The following is a 16,002-nucleotide window of genomic DNA, read 5'->3' on the forward strand; positions in this document are numbered from 1 at the left end:
GCCGTCACAGACCCAGCACCACCGAGGCAACGGTGAAATAGATCAGCACCCCGCTGACGTCCGCAATGGTGGTGATCAGCGGCATGCTGGCCGTCGCCGGGTCGAACTGCAGTTTATCCAGCAGGAAGGGCAGCAGCATGCCGATGATGCTGCCCATCAGCACAACAATCAGCATCGAAATCGCCACCACGGTCGCGATATCCGGGCCCGCCTTGACCACGCCCACCACGGTGACCGCCGCCGCCATGGTCAGGCCCAGACCTGTGGCCACCAGGATATCCTTGCCCAGCAGCATGCCCCAGTCCTTTGCGGTGACGTCACCGGTGGCCAGGCCCCGCACCATCAGGGTGGCGGACTGGGCGCCGGCGTTACCGCCACTGGCGATCAGCAGCGGCATGAAGAACAGCAGGGCGATGTGGCTGGAGATGGTCTGCTGGAAATGATCGATGCTGGCGCCGGTGAAGATGTTGGCGAACACCAGGATCACCAGCCACTGCACCCGTGAACGGTACAGCGAAAAGGGTGATGCCGTCTTCAGGCCCGTTTCCAGCCGGCCGACCGTGGCACCCTTGTGCATGTCCTCGGTGGCTTCGGCTTCGGCCACGTCCATGGCGTCATCGTAGGTCACGATGCCCACCAGGCGCTCGTCATCGTCGACAATCGGCAATGCCAGCAGGTCGTAGCGGGAGATCAGCCGGGCGACCTCCTCCTGCTCGGTGTGGGTATGGGCGGACACCAGGCCGGTGGCCATCAGGCCGTCCACCATGGCACCGGGGGCGCTGGTGATCAGGTTGCGCAGGGAGATAACGCCGATCAGCCGGTGGTCCTGGTCCACCACATAGGCCTGGTAGATGGTTTCCTTGTCCGGGGCGGTGTTCCTCAGCAGCGCCAGGGCGGACGCCACGGTCATGCCGGAGCTGACCACCGCGTAGTCGGACGTCATCAGGGCCCCGGCGGTGCCTTCCTCGAAACTGGCCAGCCGGCGCAGGTCTTCCCGCTCCCGGCTGGCCAGGGACTGGAACAGGGCATGCTGCTGGTTCTCGTCCAGCAAGTTGAAGAAGTCGGCCCGTTCGTCCGCCGACATGTCCGTGACGATGCCGGCCAGCTCCCGGTTGGGAATCAGGCGAGCAAAGACCCGTTGCATGTCCGGCCCAATGTAGCCGAATACCTTGGCCTGCAATTCCATGGGCAGGCTTTGCAAAAGTTTCAGGCCGTGGCGGCCGTCCTCATCATGGGTATGCTCGATGAACTCGGCCAGGTCCGCCGCATTGAAAGCTGCCGCTGCAGCGCGAATGGCCTCCGGGTCGCCGGAAACCAGGGCGGAATCGAGTGGTTGGAAAAAGTCCGAGTCCAGGAATGCCACGCTGCACTGCCTCTAAGGGAGCCCGTAGGCGTTATCGGGGAGCTGCCGGATTCGCGGGTGGCTCGTGCATCGCGTGCCATTTCTCCAGGAACTGCCGGTACCGCTCAAGGGCTTCTTCCACCACCGAGACGTCCGGGGTTTCGCTGGATTTGACCAGCACGATCAGGCCCTTGCCTTCCACCTCCTCGTTGGGTTCGGGGTGGCAGACGACGTTGTCGTTGTCGTCGATATAGGCCAGGGCCGTGCCGATACCGTGGCGAATCAGGGCGCTGACTATATCAGACCAGATCAGGTCGTCCAGTGTCAGGTTGTACCGGTGTGGATGATCCTGCTCATAATTGAACATATCCTCCAGTACCTTCTCGGTACCCGGTGACACTACCGCGCGAACCATGATTTCCGGGTAGGTGCGTACCGGCCGGATGGTTGACCGTATACCGATGGAGCGGAAGCGTTGCCGGTTGTCATCCCGTACACATTCTACGGTGGTTTTACCCGCCAGGTTGAGTTCGCTCAGGCGGTGGGCGATGTCGAAGGTGTAGCTGTCAGATCCGGGGTCGGTCTCATCAAGGGCCAGTACCAGGATGTGGCGGGCCAGGCCGGCGTGGACAGCCTTGAGGTCGCTTTCGCTGGCGCCGGTGCCGTGGTAGTGAACGAGGCCTATATCCCGAAGTTCCGGCGGCAGCCCGGAGGGGTATTCCTGGGTTAGCAGCATGATGGGAATGCTCTCGTAACCGGGTACGGAGCGCAGTTGGGTGGCGATGCGCATGAAATACTGCTCGCCGCCGCGTCTGGGGGTGTTGATAATCAGCACGTGGTTTTTCATGTCGTATCTCCAGCGGCCGGTCAGGATTCGTTCCCGGCGGTAGAAGCGGTATTCGATATAGTCACTGATGATCAGTGTCAGCAGGGTGATGGCGGTAAGGTACATCAGCAGTATGGTGCTGACCCGTCCGATGAACGTTTGCGGTGCCAGGTCACCGAAGCCGACCGTGGTCAGCGTTGTCATTGCCAGCCAGAAGGATTCGGGCAGACTGAATGGCTCGGCAGCCCAGAGGATGAGCGTGTGCACCAGGATCAGGGCAAGCAGCAACATGAACAGCCGCTTCAGCCGGTTCCGGATGATGCCCGACATCGGAAGGTGGGTCAGCTCGTGTTCCGGGTTCAGGGGACGGCGGTTGGGCAGCATCTGGGCGGATTCCCGGCGGTTCCAGTCAGGTGGTTGTTGGAGTGCTCTACCCGTACGGTCAGCCACAGGGGTTGTGCACAGGCTCCTTACGTATAGAGTAGACGGAATATAACAGAGATACAGAGGGTTGCGTTATGTCTGAGCCGTGGAGCAGTCTGCCGGAGCCGTTAGCGGCGGAAGTGGCCGAGGTCTGGAGGCATGTATTTCCGGAAGGTTTCCCGGCCTGGCTCGGTAACGCTGGCCTGGACGAGGCGGATGTTGCCGGGGCGCTGGCCCGCAGTCCGTTTCTTCATGAGACCCTTGAGCGCCATGGTGACCTGGTTGAACAGGCGCTGACAGCCCGGCCATTAACGCAACCCACAACCGGTGACAGCCTGCGTGACCGCTGGCAAGAGTACCTGGCCGAAGTCACCGATGAAGCCAGCCTGCATCGGGCCCTGCGCCGCTTTCGTCGGGAAAGCCAGTTCCGCATGATCTGGCGTGATGTCATGGGGCTGGCGGACTATCACGAGACCGTCGCCGCTGCCAGTGACTTCGCTGACACCTGTATCCAGGCTGCACTGGACTGGTTGTATCCGCAGGCTTGCGAGCAATATGGCACACCCTACGGGGCCGACCCTGTCACTGGTGAGGAGGTGCCCCAGCAAATGGTCGTGCTGGGCATGGGCAAACTGGGCGGTCATGAGCTCAATATTTCTTCGGACATCGATCTGATCTTTGCGTTCCCCGGCAAGGGGGAGACCCGGGGCGGTCGCCGCTCCCTGGATAACCAGCAGTTCTTTATCCGCCTGGGGCAGAAGCTGATCCAGGCGCTGGACCAGATCACGGCAGACGGGTTTGTATTCCGGGTGGATATGCGCCTGCGACCCTATGGCCAGAGCGGGGCTCTCGCCCTGAGCTTTGCGGCCCTGGAAACCTACTACCAGGACCAGGGGCGGGAGTGGGAGCGCTACGCAATGGTCAAGGCGCGGGTGGTTGCCGGTGACCAGCAGGCGGGCAAGGTGCTGATGGAGAGCCTGCGCCCCTTCGTCTATCGCAAATACATTGACTTCAGTGCCTTCGAATCCCTCCGCTCCATGAAAGCCATGATCAACAGGGAAGTCAGGCGCAAGGGGCTGGAAAACAACATCAAGCTGGGCAGCGGTGGCATCCGGGAAATCGAGTTTGTGGTCCAGGCCTTTCAGCTGATTCGTGGTGGCCGGGACCGGGAGTTGCAGCAACGTGAATTGCTGGCCATTCTCGGGGAACTTGAGGCACTGGAGTTGTTGCCTTCAACGGTGGTCAGGGAACTGCGGGATGCCTATATTTTCCTGCGCAACCTGGAGCATGCCCTGCAGGGTATGGAAGACAAGCAGACCCAGCTGTTGCCGGAAGGCGAGCTGAGCCAGGCCCGGGTAGCGCTGATCCTGGGCTTCGAAAGCTGGCAGGCCTGCCTGGATACCCTGAATGCACACCGGGACAGGGTGGCCCGGCATTTTGCCGATATTATTGCCCTGGAGGATGAAGGCGACAGCGCCACGGACCTGGATGAAGGCTGGCAGGAGTTGTGGCTGTCAGAGATGGAGGAGGAAGATGCCCTTAGCTGGCTTGGCGAGCAGGGTTTCGAGGATCCACCGGCCAGCCTCGAATCAGTCAAAGAGCTGCGGGAGAGCCGCACGGTCCAGGTCATGCAGAGCCAGGGCCGGCAGCGGCTTAACCAGTTCATGCCGGTATTGCTCGAGGCACTGAGCCACGTCGAGCAGCCTTCAGTGACCCTTGAGCGGGTTCTGCAACTGGTCGAAGCCATCCTGCGTCGGACCGCCTACATGGTGTTGTTACTGGAGAACCCCGGTGCCCGCAAGCAGCTGGTGTGGCTGTGCAGTGAGAGCCCGTGGATCGCCCGTCAACTGGCGGAGACACCGTTACTGCTGGACGAGCTGCTGAACGCAGAAAGCCTCTACCATCCCCCGGCCAAGGCGGAGCTGGAAGACGACCTGCGCCAGCAGATGCTGCGGATTCCCTTTGAGGACCTGGAAGAGCAGATGGAGTCCCTGCGGCACTTCAAGAAGGCGCATATCCTTCGGGTAGCGGCGTCCGAGCTGCACGGAACCCTGCCGTTGATGAAAGTGAGCGATTACCTGACCTGGATTGCCGAGGTGGTGCTGGACCATGTGGTCGATGTAGCCTTCGCCAACCTGGTCAGCCGTCATGGTTATCCTCGACGTGCGGATGGTTCGGCCTGTGACACGGATTTCGCTATCATCGGTTATGGCAAGCTGGGCGGACTGGAGCTGGGCTATACCTCGGACCTGGACCTGGTGTTCATTCACGATGCAGACCCCGAGGAATCCACCGATGGTGATAAATCCATCGACAATGCGGTTTTCTATACGCGTCTCGGCCAGCGCATTGTCCACATTCTCAGTACCCAGACCCCGTCCGGCCAGCTCTATGAGGTGGACATGCGCCTGCGGCCTTCCGGTAATTCCGGGCTGCTGGTCAGCACCGTAACGGCATTCGACAAATACCAGCGCAACGACGCCTGGACCTGGGAGCACCAGGCCCTGGCCCGGGCCCGGGGAGTTGCCGGTTGTGAGCAGACCCTTGAGAAATTCGAGACCTTGCGCCACGAGATTCTCTGCCAGCAGCGTGACCCGTCAAAACTGCGCCAGGAAGTCGTGGACATGCGGGAGAAGATGCGTGCCAGTCTGGGCACCCCGGAATCCCGGCAGGCGGAGGTTTTCCACATCAAACATGACACCGGGGGGCTGATTGATATCGAATTCATGGTGCAGTACCTGATGCTGAGCCAGTCCCATGACCACCCGGAGCTGACTCAGTGGTCTGACAATATCCGGCAGATGGAAGAGCTGGGCCGGGTAGGCGTATTGCCAGTGGAGGACACCGAGAAGCTGCGGGAAACCTTTATTACCCTGCGCTCCACCATCCATCGCCGGGCCTTGCAGAACCTGAATAGCCAGGTGTCCGGGGACGCCTTTCCAGGGGAGCGGGAATATGTCCGGGCGATGTGGCAAAAAGTAATGAGTAGTTAGCTTGCTATACTTCTTTTCGGCGATTTTTCCTGATAGACTGCCGTTTTTCCGAAGAACGTTTTCCAGGAGTAAGAACAATGTCAATGGCTGATCGCGATGGCCTGATCTGGCTGGACGGTGAGATGGTTCCCTGGCGGGAAGCCAAGACCCACGTCCTGACCCATACGCTGCATTATGGCCTGGGCTGTTTCGAGGGCGTGCGGGCCTACAATACGGACCAGGGCCCGGCCATCTTCCGGCTGAAAGAGCACACCGATCGGCTGTTTCGCTCGGCTCATATCCTGAACATGAAGATGCCGTTTACCAAGGATGAGCTGAATGAAGCCCAGCGTGCGGCTGTTCGTGAGAACAACCTGGACGAAGCCTACCTGCGCCCCATGGTCTTCCTGGGCTCCGAGGGTATGGGCCTGCGCGCCGACAACCTGCAGGTGCACGTGATGGTCGCTGCCTGGAGCTGGCCGTCCTACATGTCGCCGGAGGCCAAGGAGCTGGGTATCAAGGTGCGGACGTCCTCCTATACTCGCCACCATGTGAACATCACCATGTGCAAGGCGAAGGCCAACGGCAACTACATTAACTCCATGCTGGCCCTTAACGAAGCTATCTCGGGTGGAGCGGAAGAAGCCCTGCTGCTCGACAACGAAGGCTACGTGGCCGAAGGCTCTGGCGAGAATATCTTTATCTATCGCGACGGTGTGTTGCACACCCCGGAACTGACGTCCTGCCTGGAAGGCATTACCCGACAGACCATCCTGGACTTCTGCAAGGAAGAGGGAATCCCGGTGAAAGAGCGCCGCATCACCCGTGACGAAGTCTACATCGCTGATGAAGCCTTCTTCACCGGCACCGCAGCCGAAGTGCTGCCGATTCGCGAGCTGGACGGCCGCATCATTGGCGAAGGCAAGCGCGGCCCGCTGACCGAGAAGCTGCAGGGCCTGTATTTCGATGCGGTGAAGGGCAAGCTGCCCCAGCATCAGGAGTGGCTGACGCTGGTTAAAGGCTGATTCACAAGCATTTCACCTGACCGCCGTTGGCTGTTTCAGCCCGGCGGTTTTGTTATTTTTGAGATCCGTATTTGCAAAGGACCAAGACCATGGCAGACGTTATCAGGGTTCCCGTTTCTTTCGGTGAGGTGCTGGACAAGATCACCATCCTTGAGATCAAGTCCGAGCGCATCAAGGACGAAACCAAGGTGAAAAACGTACGGCTTGAGCTGGAAGAGCTCAGCAAGACCTGGGATGAGGCTGTTGGTGACAAGGCTGCTGATATTGCTGAGCTACGCAAGCAATTGAAGGCCGTTAACGAAGAGCTGTGGGTCATCGAGGACGATATCCGTGACCAGGAAGCGGCCCAGGACTTCGGCCCGAAGTTTATTGAGCTGGCACGGGCGGTCTATGTGACCAATGACAAGCGGGCGGCGATCAAGAAAGACGTGAACCTGGCGCTGGGGTCGCGGTTTGTCGAGGAGAAGTCTTACCAGGACTATACCGCCCGGAAGTGATTTCTCTTTAGCCTGATGGTTTGCGGGCTGGTCTGCGTGGAGACTGTTTTTAACCCGGAAAAGAACTCGCTGCGCTCAGACACCTTTTCCGGGTTAAAAACAGTCTCCGCACAGCCCGAACGAACTCCAGAGGAATTTACCATCAACGGTCCTGTTGCCTTGGCGGCAGGGCTGGCAGAGTAGGTGTTTGGGAACCTGTGGTCAGGCCTCTCCCTGGCCCCTCACCCAGCGGTCCAGCATCGCCGTCGCATCCTCTACCGTCACCAACTCCATCGCGCCCTCGTACTCTGCCTTGGCTCCCCAGCGGGCCTCCTCCACGGTTTTGCCTGTGAACTTCTTCAGGGCTTCCGGATACCGGTTTACGCACCATTTCAGGGAATTGTAGGGTCCGGACCGGTTCGGGTTGCTGGCGGCGAACAGGCCCAGTACGTCGGTGCCCATGGCGCTGGCGATGTGGGCCGGGCCGGTATCCGGGGCGACCACCAGGTCGGCCTGCTGAAGCAGGGCGGTTAGCTGCTTGAGCGTATCCTGGCCGCAGATGTTGTGGGCAGCTTCTTCCATGCTGGCTTCTATCGCCTGGCAGTATTCGGCCTCGAACGGTGCAGGGCTGCCCACCAGTATGACCTTCATCCCATGCTGTCGGATGGCGTGGTCTGCAAGGCGGGCGTATCGTTCGGCGGGCCAGTTGCGAAGGGTGTGGCTGGCGCAGGGGCTGATCACGAGGTTGCGGCGGTCGCTCGCAAGGTGGGCGCGGGCGAACTCGTAGTCCGATTCACTGAGTGGGATTTGCCAGCGGGGAGGTGCGGCCTCAAGGCCCAGGGGTTCCAGGAAACTGGCCAGGCAGTCCCGGACATGCTGGTGGCGTGCCGGCGCAATCCGGCGGTTCACGAACACACCGTGCAGGTCTTTGCTCCGATCCCGGTCGTAGCCGATCTTGACCCTTGCCGGAATCAGGGCAGCGGCCAGGTTGGCCCGGAACGCCACCTGCATGTGCAGCAGCGCGTCGAACTTCCGATCCTTGAGTTTCCTGCGCAGTCCAGGTACCCCTTGCGTCCCGCCTTCTTGTCGAAAACGATAAACTCCACGCCGGGCAGGTCACCGATCAGCCTTGCCTCGAGCTTGCCGATGATCCAGGTGATTTTTACCCCGGGCAGCTGTTCCTGGAGACTGAGCACGACAGGAATCACATGGGTAACATCGCCAATGGCAGAAAGACGGAGGATGCAGATGGAGTTGATCAAGGGCCCACTCGTGACTGTTCGGTTTTTAACAGGTGGAGCCGTTGGCATGGCTCCTGCTAAACTGCGCCCCATTCTAGCCTACTGCCGCTGGTGTCGTCTGTGCCGAATCGGCAGGGCCTGTCTTGAAGGTTGTCTGATGCTGATTACAAATCCTGCCTGTCCAGGGGTTTCCGGGAACTGGCTTGATCCCGACTGGTGGGGAAGCCAGGCCAGGCCGGTATCCGCGGGCGGCCGCGGCAGCGCCTGGTTCGTGGATACCGATCAGGGCGAAATGGTATTGCGCCAGTATCGCCGGGGAGGTCTGATAGCGCGGTTGTCGGAGCGTCGGTATGTGTTTACCGGCTGGCAGCGGACCCGTTCGTATCGGGAATACCAACTGCTCAGGCGACTGTATGACCAGGGCCTGCCCGTTCCCGACCCCATAGCCGCCAGAGCTAAACGGTATGGCCTCTTTTACGAGGCGGCCATCCTGATCCGCCGCATTCCTGGCGCGGTCCCCCTCCCGGAGGTGGATAACCTGCAGGATGAAGGGCTTTGGCGTGAGGTGGGGCGGACGATTCGCCGTTTTCACGACGCAGGGCTGGACCATGTGGACCTGAACTGTGACAACGTTCTGGTGGCTGGTGGTGAGGTTTATCTTATTGATTTTGATCGGTGCCGGTTGCGGCTCGCGGATTCTGGAGGAAGTTGGCGCAATCGGAATCTCGATCGTTTACATAGATCTGTTGCCAAACGTATCACCCAGGTAACATCGCCGCGACGCACCGCGCTGTGGCAATCCCTCGCTAACGAGTACCATGGGTAAGGTGAGTCAGGCCGTGATCGCCGTAGCTAATTCCATTCCTGGTGTCTGTCTCGGTGGTCGTTGGTGGTCTCGAAGGTGATTTTGTTGTTTATCAGGAACAATCTGTGCGCAGATGTACCCGGAATTAGAGGTGTGGCCGGTGTTTGAAAGTAGACTACGGGTATTCGTGTCCTGGGTGACGATTGCAGCGATGGGATCGTACCTTGTTTTCTATGTGTTAACGGCGTGGGCGTACGATATGGGGCCTGCCATTCTCTTACTGATGGCGTTGGTTGCCCTGATATTTGGCTGGTCGAGCCTCCGCACTAGGGTAGATAGGGAAAGCTGGCTGCTGATCGCTACGCTCTTTGGCTATTTCCTTCTTCAGGCCTTGTTACTAATGATGCATGGAGAAGGGCTTTCTGAGTTCGATCTGTCCACCCGCTATCTGGGCGCGTCGCTTGTACTGATGTTCCTTCTCATGGTGCCGGTTCGGGCAAACACCTTTTTTTTCGCGGTGGGCCTGGGTGGCGCCCTGACGGGTGGCTTCGCCTTGTACCGGTGGGGGCTCGGAGGTGCTGCGCGCCTGCAGAGCTTTGATAACCCCATTCATTATGGAAACGGAGCGCTAGCTCTAAGCTGTCTCTCCCTGGCCGGCCTGGCCTGGGCATCTCGTCAAAGATACAGATTCCTCTGGAATGTCCTGTTCCTTTGCGGTCTGGCTGGAGGTTTGGTTGCCTCTTTTCTATCAGGGACCCGTAGTGGTTGGGTTGCGATTCCCCTGATTGTTCCGGTCATTTTGTTTGCTTATCGCGATCGGATTCTGGACAAGAAGTGGTTGATTCCAATAATTCTTGCAGCCTTGGGGCTGCTGGTCGCCGTAATGGTGTCAGTTGACGTGGTACGGGAGCGTACAATCATTGCCGGTCAGCAAGTCGAAGGCTATTTCGAGGAAGGCGTAAATCATACCTCGGTAGGCTTACGGCTGGATATGTACAAGGCTGGACTCGCGGCATTCAGCGAGAACCCGCTCATCGGCATCGGGCCCAGTGGCATCGAGACTAAGGTGGACGCGATGGCCGGGTCAGGCGAGGTCCACCAAAATGTTGCCCGTTATCGCCACCTTCATAATCAGTATATCGACAATATGGCCCGTTACGGCTTGGTTGGGCTGGTATCATACCTGGCATTGTTGCTGGTCCCGTTTTTCCTCTTTCTGAAGAAAGCCCGGCACGGATCACCCGCAGTTCGGGCAGTGGGACTTGCTGGTGCGCTGTTCCTGATGCTGCATGGGGCTGTCAACCTGACACAAAGCATGCTGGAACGAAACATCGGGGTAATGATGTTTCTCTTCGTGGTGGTATTTGTCTGGGGTACGCTCAAGGCTGAGGAGCGTGCAGATGAGGGGGCTCCTGATGCACATTCTGTTTAAACATCGTGTGCACGGTGGTTTTATAACTCTGGCGCCCAGGAATGGGAGAAGCGAGCTTTGACGATAACCTGTTTTTTGCCCTGCCGGAAAGGTAGCGAGCGGGTGCCCAGGAAAAATATCCGGCCTATCGCAGGCCGGCAATTCGGGCTGCTCGAGATCAAGCTTCGTCAACTGCTGGCCTGTCGTCAGATAGACCAGGTCCTCCTGTCAACCAATGATCCGGATATCATCCGCTACGCAAAAACGGTGAATGATGAAAGGCTTGTGATCCGGGAACGGGATGATGCACTAGCCGCGAGCAGCACGAGTACGGACCAGTTGATTGAATACGCAGGTGGGCAGATTCCTGACGGCGATATTCTATGGACTCATGTGACTTCTCCGTTCCTTAATGCAGAAGCTTACGATCAAATGATTGAAGAGTACCTGCGGCGACGGGAAGAAGGTTATGACTCGCTGATGTCGGTTACGGAGATTCGGGGGTTTCTGTGGGATAAGAACGGACCTGTCAACTATGACAGGGGTATCGAAAAGTGGCCTCGCACCCAGACACTGGAGCCGCTTTACGAGGTGAACAGTGCAGTTTTTCTCGCCCCTTCAGAGGTGTATCGGTCGTCCGGAGACAGGATCGGCGAACGCCCCTTCAAGTACGTGCTGGATAAAATCCAGGGTTTTGACATCGACTGGGAAGATGACTTCCTGATCGCCGAGGCGATGCTTGCTGCCGGTGTCGGACAGACCTAGGAGAAGCGCATGAGTTCTGCGAAGTATACCCTGCTGGACTGTACACTGAGGGATGGTGGCTATTACAACGACTGGGATTTCGACCCCGCACTGATCGAGCGCTATCTCGCGGCGATGTCTGCCGTTGGTGTCGATGTCGTTGAAATGGGGCTTCGGTCTCTGCGCAGAGACGGCTTCAGAGGCGCCTGTGCTTACACCACCGATGAGTTCCTGGCCAGCTTACCGTTGCCCGCTACCCTGAGTATTGGGGTAATGGTAAATGCCTCCGAGCTGATTGGCGCTGGTCCGGTATCAGGCCCTCTGGCTTCACTGTTTCCGGCCAGATCGGATGATTCCCCGGTTGACCTGGTTCGTATTGCCTGCCATGTCCACGAATTTGAAGAAGCCCTTGCAGCAAGTCTCTGGCTCCGGGATCGGGGTTATCGGGTCGGGTTCAACCTGATGCAGGTGGCCGACCGTGAGCAATCTGAGGTCGAGGCCCTGGCCCGGGCTTGTGCAGGGTATCCGGTTGATGTTCTCTACTTTGCTGACAGTCTGGGCAGTATGGGGCCGCAGCAAACCTGCGAAATTGTGTCCTGGCTCAGACGTCACTGGAAGGGCGAGATCGGAATTCACACCCACGATAACCTGCGTATGGCGTTGCAGAACACGCTGTCGGCGATGGATGCCGGGGTCACCTGGGTCGACTCCACCGTGACCGGTATGGGCCGCGGCCCCGGAAACGCCCGCACCGAGGAGTTGGCAATTGAAGTCGCTAGCGCCAGGGGGACGACGATATCAATCGTCCCCCTCATGCAGGTAATAAAGACAGACTTTCGTCCAATGCAGGAGCGTTACGGTTGGGGAACCAATCCTTACTATTATCTGGCGGGCCGTTACGGCATTCACCCGACCTATATCCAGGAAATGCTGAGTGACTCCCGATATAGTGAGGAGGATGTGCTGGCTGTTATCGAGCACCTCAGGATTAATGGCGGCAAGAAGTTCAGTTTTGATGCCCTGGATACGGCAAGGCACTTCTACAGGGAATCAGAGGGCGGCAGTTGGTACCCGAGTGAGGTTTTGCGAGGCCGGGAAATTTTGCTGCTTGGCACGGGACCTGGAGTGCGTCGCCACCGTGGAGCCATTGAACGCTTTATTCGCAGAACTAACCCCGTCGTTATTGCGCTAAACACTCAGGCAGAAGTGGATTCCGCCCTGATCGATTATCGCGTGGCGTGTCACCCGGTCAGGTTGCTCGCCGATCATCAGGCGCACACTCGTTTGCCACAGCCCCTTATCACCCCCTGGTCAGCTCTGAGCGATGATCTCAGGACATCACTTGCCAACAAGAGGTCCTGGATTTTGGTTTGCAGGTAGAGGCGGGAACCTTTGTTTTCGGTGAACGATCTTGCACCTTGCCGACCTCACTGGTAGTTGCCTATGCCTTGGCTATTGCTGCCAGTGGAGAGTCCGCCAGAGTGCTTCTTGCCGGTTTTGACGGGTACAGTGCTGATGACCCGCGCACCCGTGAAATGAAAGACTTGCTGACGCAATATCAGTCAACAACCGGTGCACGGGAGTTGCTGGCGGTGACACCAACCCGACATGAGCTGCCTACGCAGTCCATATACGCAATGTGACTCAGCATGCTTGGTTATCTGACTGATCGTCGAAAACGTAGCGACCGTTGGTGGCGTTACCATGTTTTGAAGGATGGCTATGTTCAGGACAGCGCAGTGTGCCGGCCAGAACACGCCGCGTTGGCGCGCCTGAACAAAGCTTTTCGTCGACTTGGATACCCCATGTCTGAATCGCTGCAGGCCTTCTGGCGGGAACTACTGGAAGTCAGCGCTGCACGTCGCCCAGAACTTGCTGCGGGTGATATTGAAAGCGTCGAGGCCCGTGCCGCCTCGTTGGACACATCCCTGCTGCCAGCTTCTGGCTGGCTTGATTTGTTCAGACTCTGCATAGGACTGGGCTTTTTTCAGCCGGCAGCCACTCTCCGCGACAAGGCGGTGCTACGGATGATACAGGATGCCTCGGCTCCTGAGGCAAGGCTGTCTGAACTGACAATGGCCTGTTACGCCAGTCTCGAGCAGGGAAAGTACGACAGGGCAGCTGAGTGGTTAGAGAGGATGGAATCGTCAGGCTGCGCGCCCCAGCGCTGTTCGCAGGTGCGCTGGTTTTCAGGATTGATGTCGGGCGGCCATGAAGGTGACGCCGACGGTCTTCTCTGGGGGGATTCTCCTGCTGACCCTGAGTTCGGTCACCTCATCCAGGGCAGCAGTATTGCGGTGGTGGGCCCCGTGGCTTCGGAGGTAGAGTCCGGCCCTGACATTGACGGTTACGATGTGGTGGTCAAGTTCGGTTACCGGGGCGGTAACCGGGGACGTGATCCGCGCTTTCAGGGCAAGCGGGTTGACGTCAGTTATTACAATAACGCTCAGTCGAAGACACTTGCTGAGTCTGACTTTGCGCCGGTGTTTTCGGAGCTGCGCTGGGGCGTTTGCCATAACGGGAAAGGTTGCTCCCGTTTCCGCCCCGCCCCGGCCAACCTGAGACAACTGACATCCCTGCAATGGTTTTTGCCTGATACCCACCTGAACGCAGGGCCAAATGCCCTGCTGGACTTATTGCGATTCAGGCCTTCAACGATCTGTGTGTTCAATACAGACCTTATGTTGTCCTCGGGAAGGTTTGCCGGATACCGGGAAGCGGGTAATGAGGAAACCGACTATACCCGCTCTTTCATCAAGACCCACGACCCGGTTCTGCAGTACAGGATTATGCATCGGCTATGGTCGAACGGCTTTATACAGGGCGACGCGCGCTTTGAATATGTTATGAAGCTTGACCTGGCAGGCTACCTGAAGGAGCTGCAAAAGGCGTACGGCGCAGTAAACCGGGCCCTTTTCTGATGACTTCCCGGCTTTATTATCTCGGCCCCTGGCGGCTGCTCTCGACAGAGGGTGAGGATACGGCTTTGGCTTTGGGTGAGGCTATCCGTGATGGAGCTGTTGAGCGGGAACAGGTCTTCCGGGATAACTGGCGAACCCTGAGTGCCCGGGTTCGGGTCGGCGGACATACACTTTTGCTCAAAGTCCCAAGAGCTCGAAACCGGCGCCGGTGGGAGCGCCTTCTCAGCTTGTTTCGCGGTAGCGATGCCCTGAGGACTTTCCGGCACCTGGAGCGCATGGCAGGGCTGGGTCTTCAAGCTCCTGAGCCGCTGATTGCCGGTGAGTTGCGCCATTATGGCATGGTGACAGATTCGTTTGTCTGTTACCGATTTATTGAGGGGCGCCGACCAAACGGTGAGGATGCCCCCGCGGTTCTCAGGGCTCTGAGAGTTTTACACAGTCAGGGGTATCTGCGTTCGGATGCCCAGTTGGCTAACTTCCTGATCAGTGATGATGGTGAGGTAGTGTTTATCGATTTCCGCCTGAAGCGGCCCAGGGTTTTTCCTCGGCTTCAGAAAGCTCGGGAACTGGACCGTTTTTTGCGAAGCTGCCCTGAAGCCCGGCATCACCTGACGCCAGAGGAGAGCGGGTCCCTGTGGCTGCAGATCGCCCACAGGCTTGAGAACCTGAGTTTTGCGCGTCGAAATCTGAAACGTCAGCTACGTGGCCGAAAAAGGGATAGGCATTGATGAAAACAGCCGTACTTTTCTGTCCCTCCACGGTTTGGGGAGGCATCGAGAAAAACGTCCTGCTGCGTGCCCGCTTTCTTGGGGAAAGTGGGGTGAAGGTCTATGTGGTTTTGCTCAAGGGCTACTTCGCAGACCGGTTTGATGGCCTTGAGAATGTCTCGGTGATTGAGGTGAAGTCCCGTGGGGGCGACTTCAACGTTTTCGTTGTTGCCAGTTACGTGAGGATCCTGCGCCGGTTGCGGCCGGACGTGGTCTTTGCGGCCCTGAAGAAGGACTGGTGGCTGGTATCGCTATCGGCAAGGCTTGCAGGGGTTGATCGCATTGTCCTTTACCTCGGGATTGCCCGTCGGGTGAAAAGTCCGGTGAAGTTCTTCCTCATTTTCCGGGTATTCAGGGCGATCCTGATGGTCAACAGTGACTCGCTCCGGGAGGATATGCTGAAGTACCCGAGGTTCTTTGACCAAGGTAACGTGGTACGGGTCTACAACGGTTTTGCCAGACCATCCGTAGAAGCAGATTCCCTGGACTTCCGCAGCATGTTCGATCTTCCACAGGAGTCGGTCATCGTGGGTTGTGCCGGGCGGTTCAGCCCCATGAAAGGCTTCGACCAGTTGCCGGACATACTGGCGAGGTTGCCGGAACATGTTCACGTAGTCCATGCCGGTGAAGGCGAGTTCGAGCAGGAGATCCGCTCGGCTATCGAGCAACGCCCGGAATCCCGTCGCATCCACTTTCTTGGTTACCGAAAGGACATGCACCGTTTCTTCAAGGGGCTCGACCTGTTCCTGTTGTGCTCCCGCAATGAGGGCATGGCGAATGTGCTGAATGAAGCCCTGAGTCATGGGGTGCCTGTGGTTTCCACGCGGGTGCCCGGTAGCGAGGAATTGCTGGGGCATGGCCGTTATGGCGTGCTGGTCGATATCGATGATATCGAAGCCATGGCCGCTGCGATTGATTCACTGATCCGGGGCGAACAGCGGTTTGATGAAAGCGAGCTTCGGTCCTGGATCGAATCAGAATTCGGGATGGATCGGATGATCCGGGAAACCAACCGACTGTTTTTTGGGCGTGAGTAAACCACGCGTGAT

Annotated in this window: 14 protein-coding genes; 10 read left to right on the plus strand and 4 right to left on the minus strand. The window is 58.4% G+C overall.

Going from position 1 to position 16,002, the window contains the following annotated elements; genetic code table 11:
• Positions 1–4 precede the first annotated feature (4 nt).
• Together mgtE and LJ360_RS04635 are read right to left on the minus strand one after the other, a co-directional pair.
• On the minus strand, positions 5–1,363 hold the full coding sequence (gene mgtE, locus LJ360_RS04630; protein ID WP_245742560.1) for a magnesium transporter: 1,359 nt from the start codon (positions 1,361–1,363) through the stop codon (positions 5–7).
• Between the two features lie 31 nt (positions 1,364–1,394).
• Positions 1,395–2,552, minus strand: a complete 1,158-nt coding sequence (locus LJ360_RS04635; RefSeq protein WP_091851173.1) for a potassium channel family protein — start codon at positions 2,550–2,552, stop codon at positions 1,395–1,397.
• Positions 2,553–2,686: 134 nt separating this feature from the next.
• Between LJ360_RS04635 and glnE the strand changes: the two genes are divergently transcribed.
• The 3 genes from glnE (at position 2,687) to LJ360_RS04650 (ending at position 7,085) form a co-directional block, all read left to right on the plus strand.
• Positions 2,687–5,584 carry a bifunctional [glutamate--ammonia ligase]-adenylyl-L-tyrosine phosphorylase/[glutamate--ammonia-ligase] adenylyltransferase gene (glnE, locus tag LJ360_RS04640; protein WP_091851175.1) on the plus strand — a complete coding sequence of 966 codons (2,898 nt, stop codon included), beginning with the start codon at positions 2,687–2,689 and terminating at the stop codon, positions 5,582–5,584.
• A gap of 77 nt (positions 5,585–5,661) precedes the next feature.
• A complete protein-coding gene (locus LJ360_RS04645) occupies positions 5,662–6,588 on the plus strand; it encodes a branched-chain amino acid transaminase (protein ID WP_091851178.1) in 927 nt (308 codons plus the stop codon).
• An 89-nt stretch (positions 6,589–6,677) separates the two neighbouring features.
• Entirely contained in the window at positions 6,678–7,085 is a 408-nt protein-coding gene (locus LJ360_RS04650; RefSeq protein WP_264995416.1) for a DUF6165 family protein, read from the plus strand.
• Positions 7,086–7,286: 201 nt separating this feature from the next.
• On the opposite strand, the gene LJ360_RS04655 is transcribed toward LJ360_RS04650, so the two are convergent.
• The gene (locus LJ360_RS04655; RefSeq protein ID WP_264995417.1) at positions 7,287–8,075 is read right to left on the minus strand and encodes a glycosyltransferase family 9 protein; all 789 of its coding nucleotides are present in this window, start codon (positions 8,073–8,075) and stop codon (positions 7,287–7,289) included.
• Entirely contained in the window at positions 8,036–8,326 is a 291-nt protein-coding gene (locus LJ360_RS04660; protein ID WP_264995418.1) for a glycosyltransferase family 9 protein, read from the minus strand. Before LJ360_RS04660 ends, LJ360_RS04655 begins: the two co-directional genes overlap by 40 nt.
• A 136-nt stretch (positions 8,327–8,462) precedes the next feature.
• Here LJ360_RS04660 and LJ360_RS04665 point away from each other — a divergent pair, with 136 nt between their 5' ends.
• The 7 genes from LJ360_RS04665 (at position 8,463) to LJ360_RS04695 (ending at position 15,990) form a co-directional block, all read left to right on the plus strand.
• Positions 8,463–9,131 carry a 3-deoxy-D-manno-octulosonic acid kinase gene (locus LJ360_RS04665; RefSeq protein ID WP_177186041.1) on the plus strand — a complete coding sequence of 223 codons (669 nt, stop codon included), beginning with the start codon at positions 8,463–8,465 and terminating at the stop codon, positions 9,129–9,131.
• Positions 9,132–9,243: 112 nt separating this feature from the next.
• Complete coding sequence (locus LJ360_RS04670; protein ID WP_091851188.1) at positions 9,244–10,542, plus strand: O-antigen ligase family protein; 1,299 nt, start codon at positions 9,244–9,246, stop codon at positions 10,540–10,542.
• Between the two features lie 102 nt (positions 10,543–10,644).
• Complete coding sequence (locus LJ360_RS04675; protein ID WP_264995419.1) at positions 10,645–11,286, plus strand: cytidylyltransferase domain-containing protein; 642 nt, start codon at positions 10,645–10,647, stop codon at positions 11,284–11,286.
• A 9-nt stretch (positions 11,287–11,295) separates the two neighbouring features.
• Complete coding sequence (locus LJ360_RS04680; RefSeq protein WP_264995420.1) at positions 11,296–12,645, plus strand: aldolase catalytic domain-containing protein; 1,350 nt, start codon at positions 11,296–11,298, stop codon at positions 12,643–12,645.
• A 425-nt stretch (positions 12,646–13,070) separates the two neighbouring features.
• Complete coding sequence (locus LJ360_RS04685; protein WP_091851197.1) at positions 13,071–14,186, plus strand: hypothetical protein; 1,116 nt, start codon at positions 13,071–13,073, stop codon at positions 14,184–14,186.
• On the plus strand, positions 14,186–14,914 hold the full coding sequence (locus LJ360_RS04690) for a hypothetical protein (protein ID WP_091851200.1): 729 nt from the start codon (positions 14,186–14,188) through the stop codon (positions 14,912–14,914). The genes LJ360_RS04685 and LJ360_RS04690 overlap by 1 nt, the downstream gene beginning before the upstream one ends.
• Positions 14,914–15,990, plus strand: a complete 1,077-nt coding sequence (locus tag LJ360_RS04695; RefSeq protein ID WP_091851203.1) for a glycosyltransferase — start codon at positions 14,914–14,916, stop codon at positions 15,988–15,990. Before LJ360_RS04690 ends, LJ360_RS04695 begins: the two co-directional genes overlap by 1 nt.
• Positions 15,991–16,002 lie beyond the last annotated feature (12 nt).

The organism is Marinobacter sp. AN1, assembly GCF_026013985.1.
GTDB lineage: Bacteria > Pseudomonadota > Gammaproteobacteria > Pseudomonadales > Oleiphilaceae > Marinobacter > Marinobacter segnicrescens.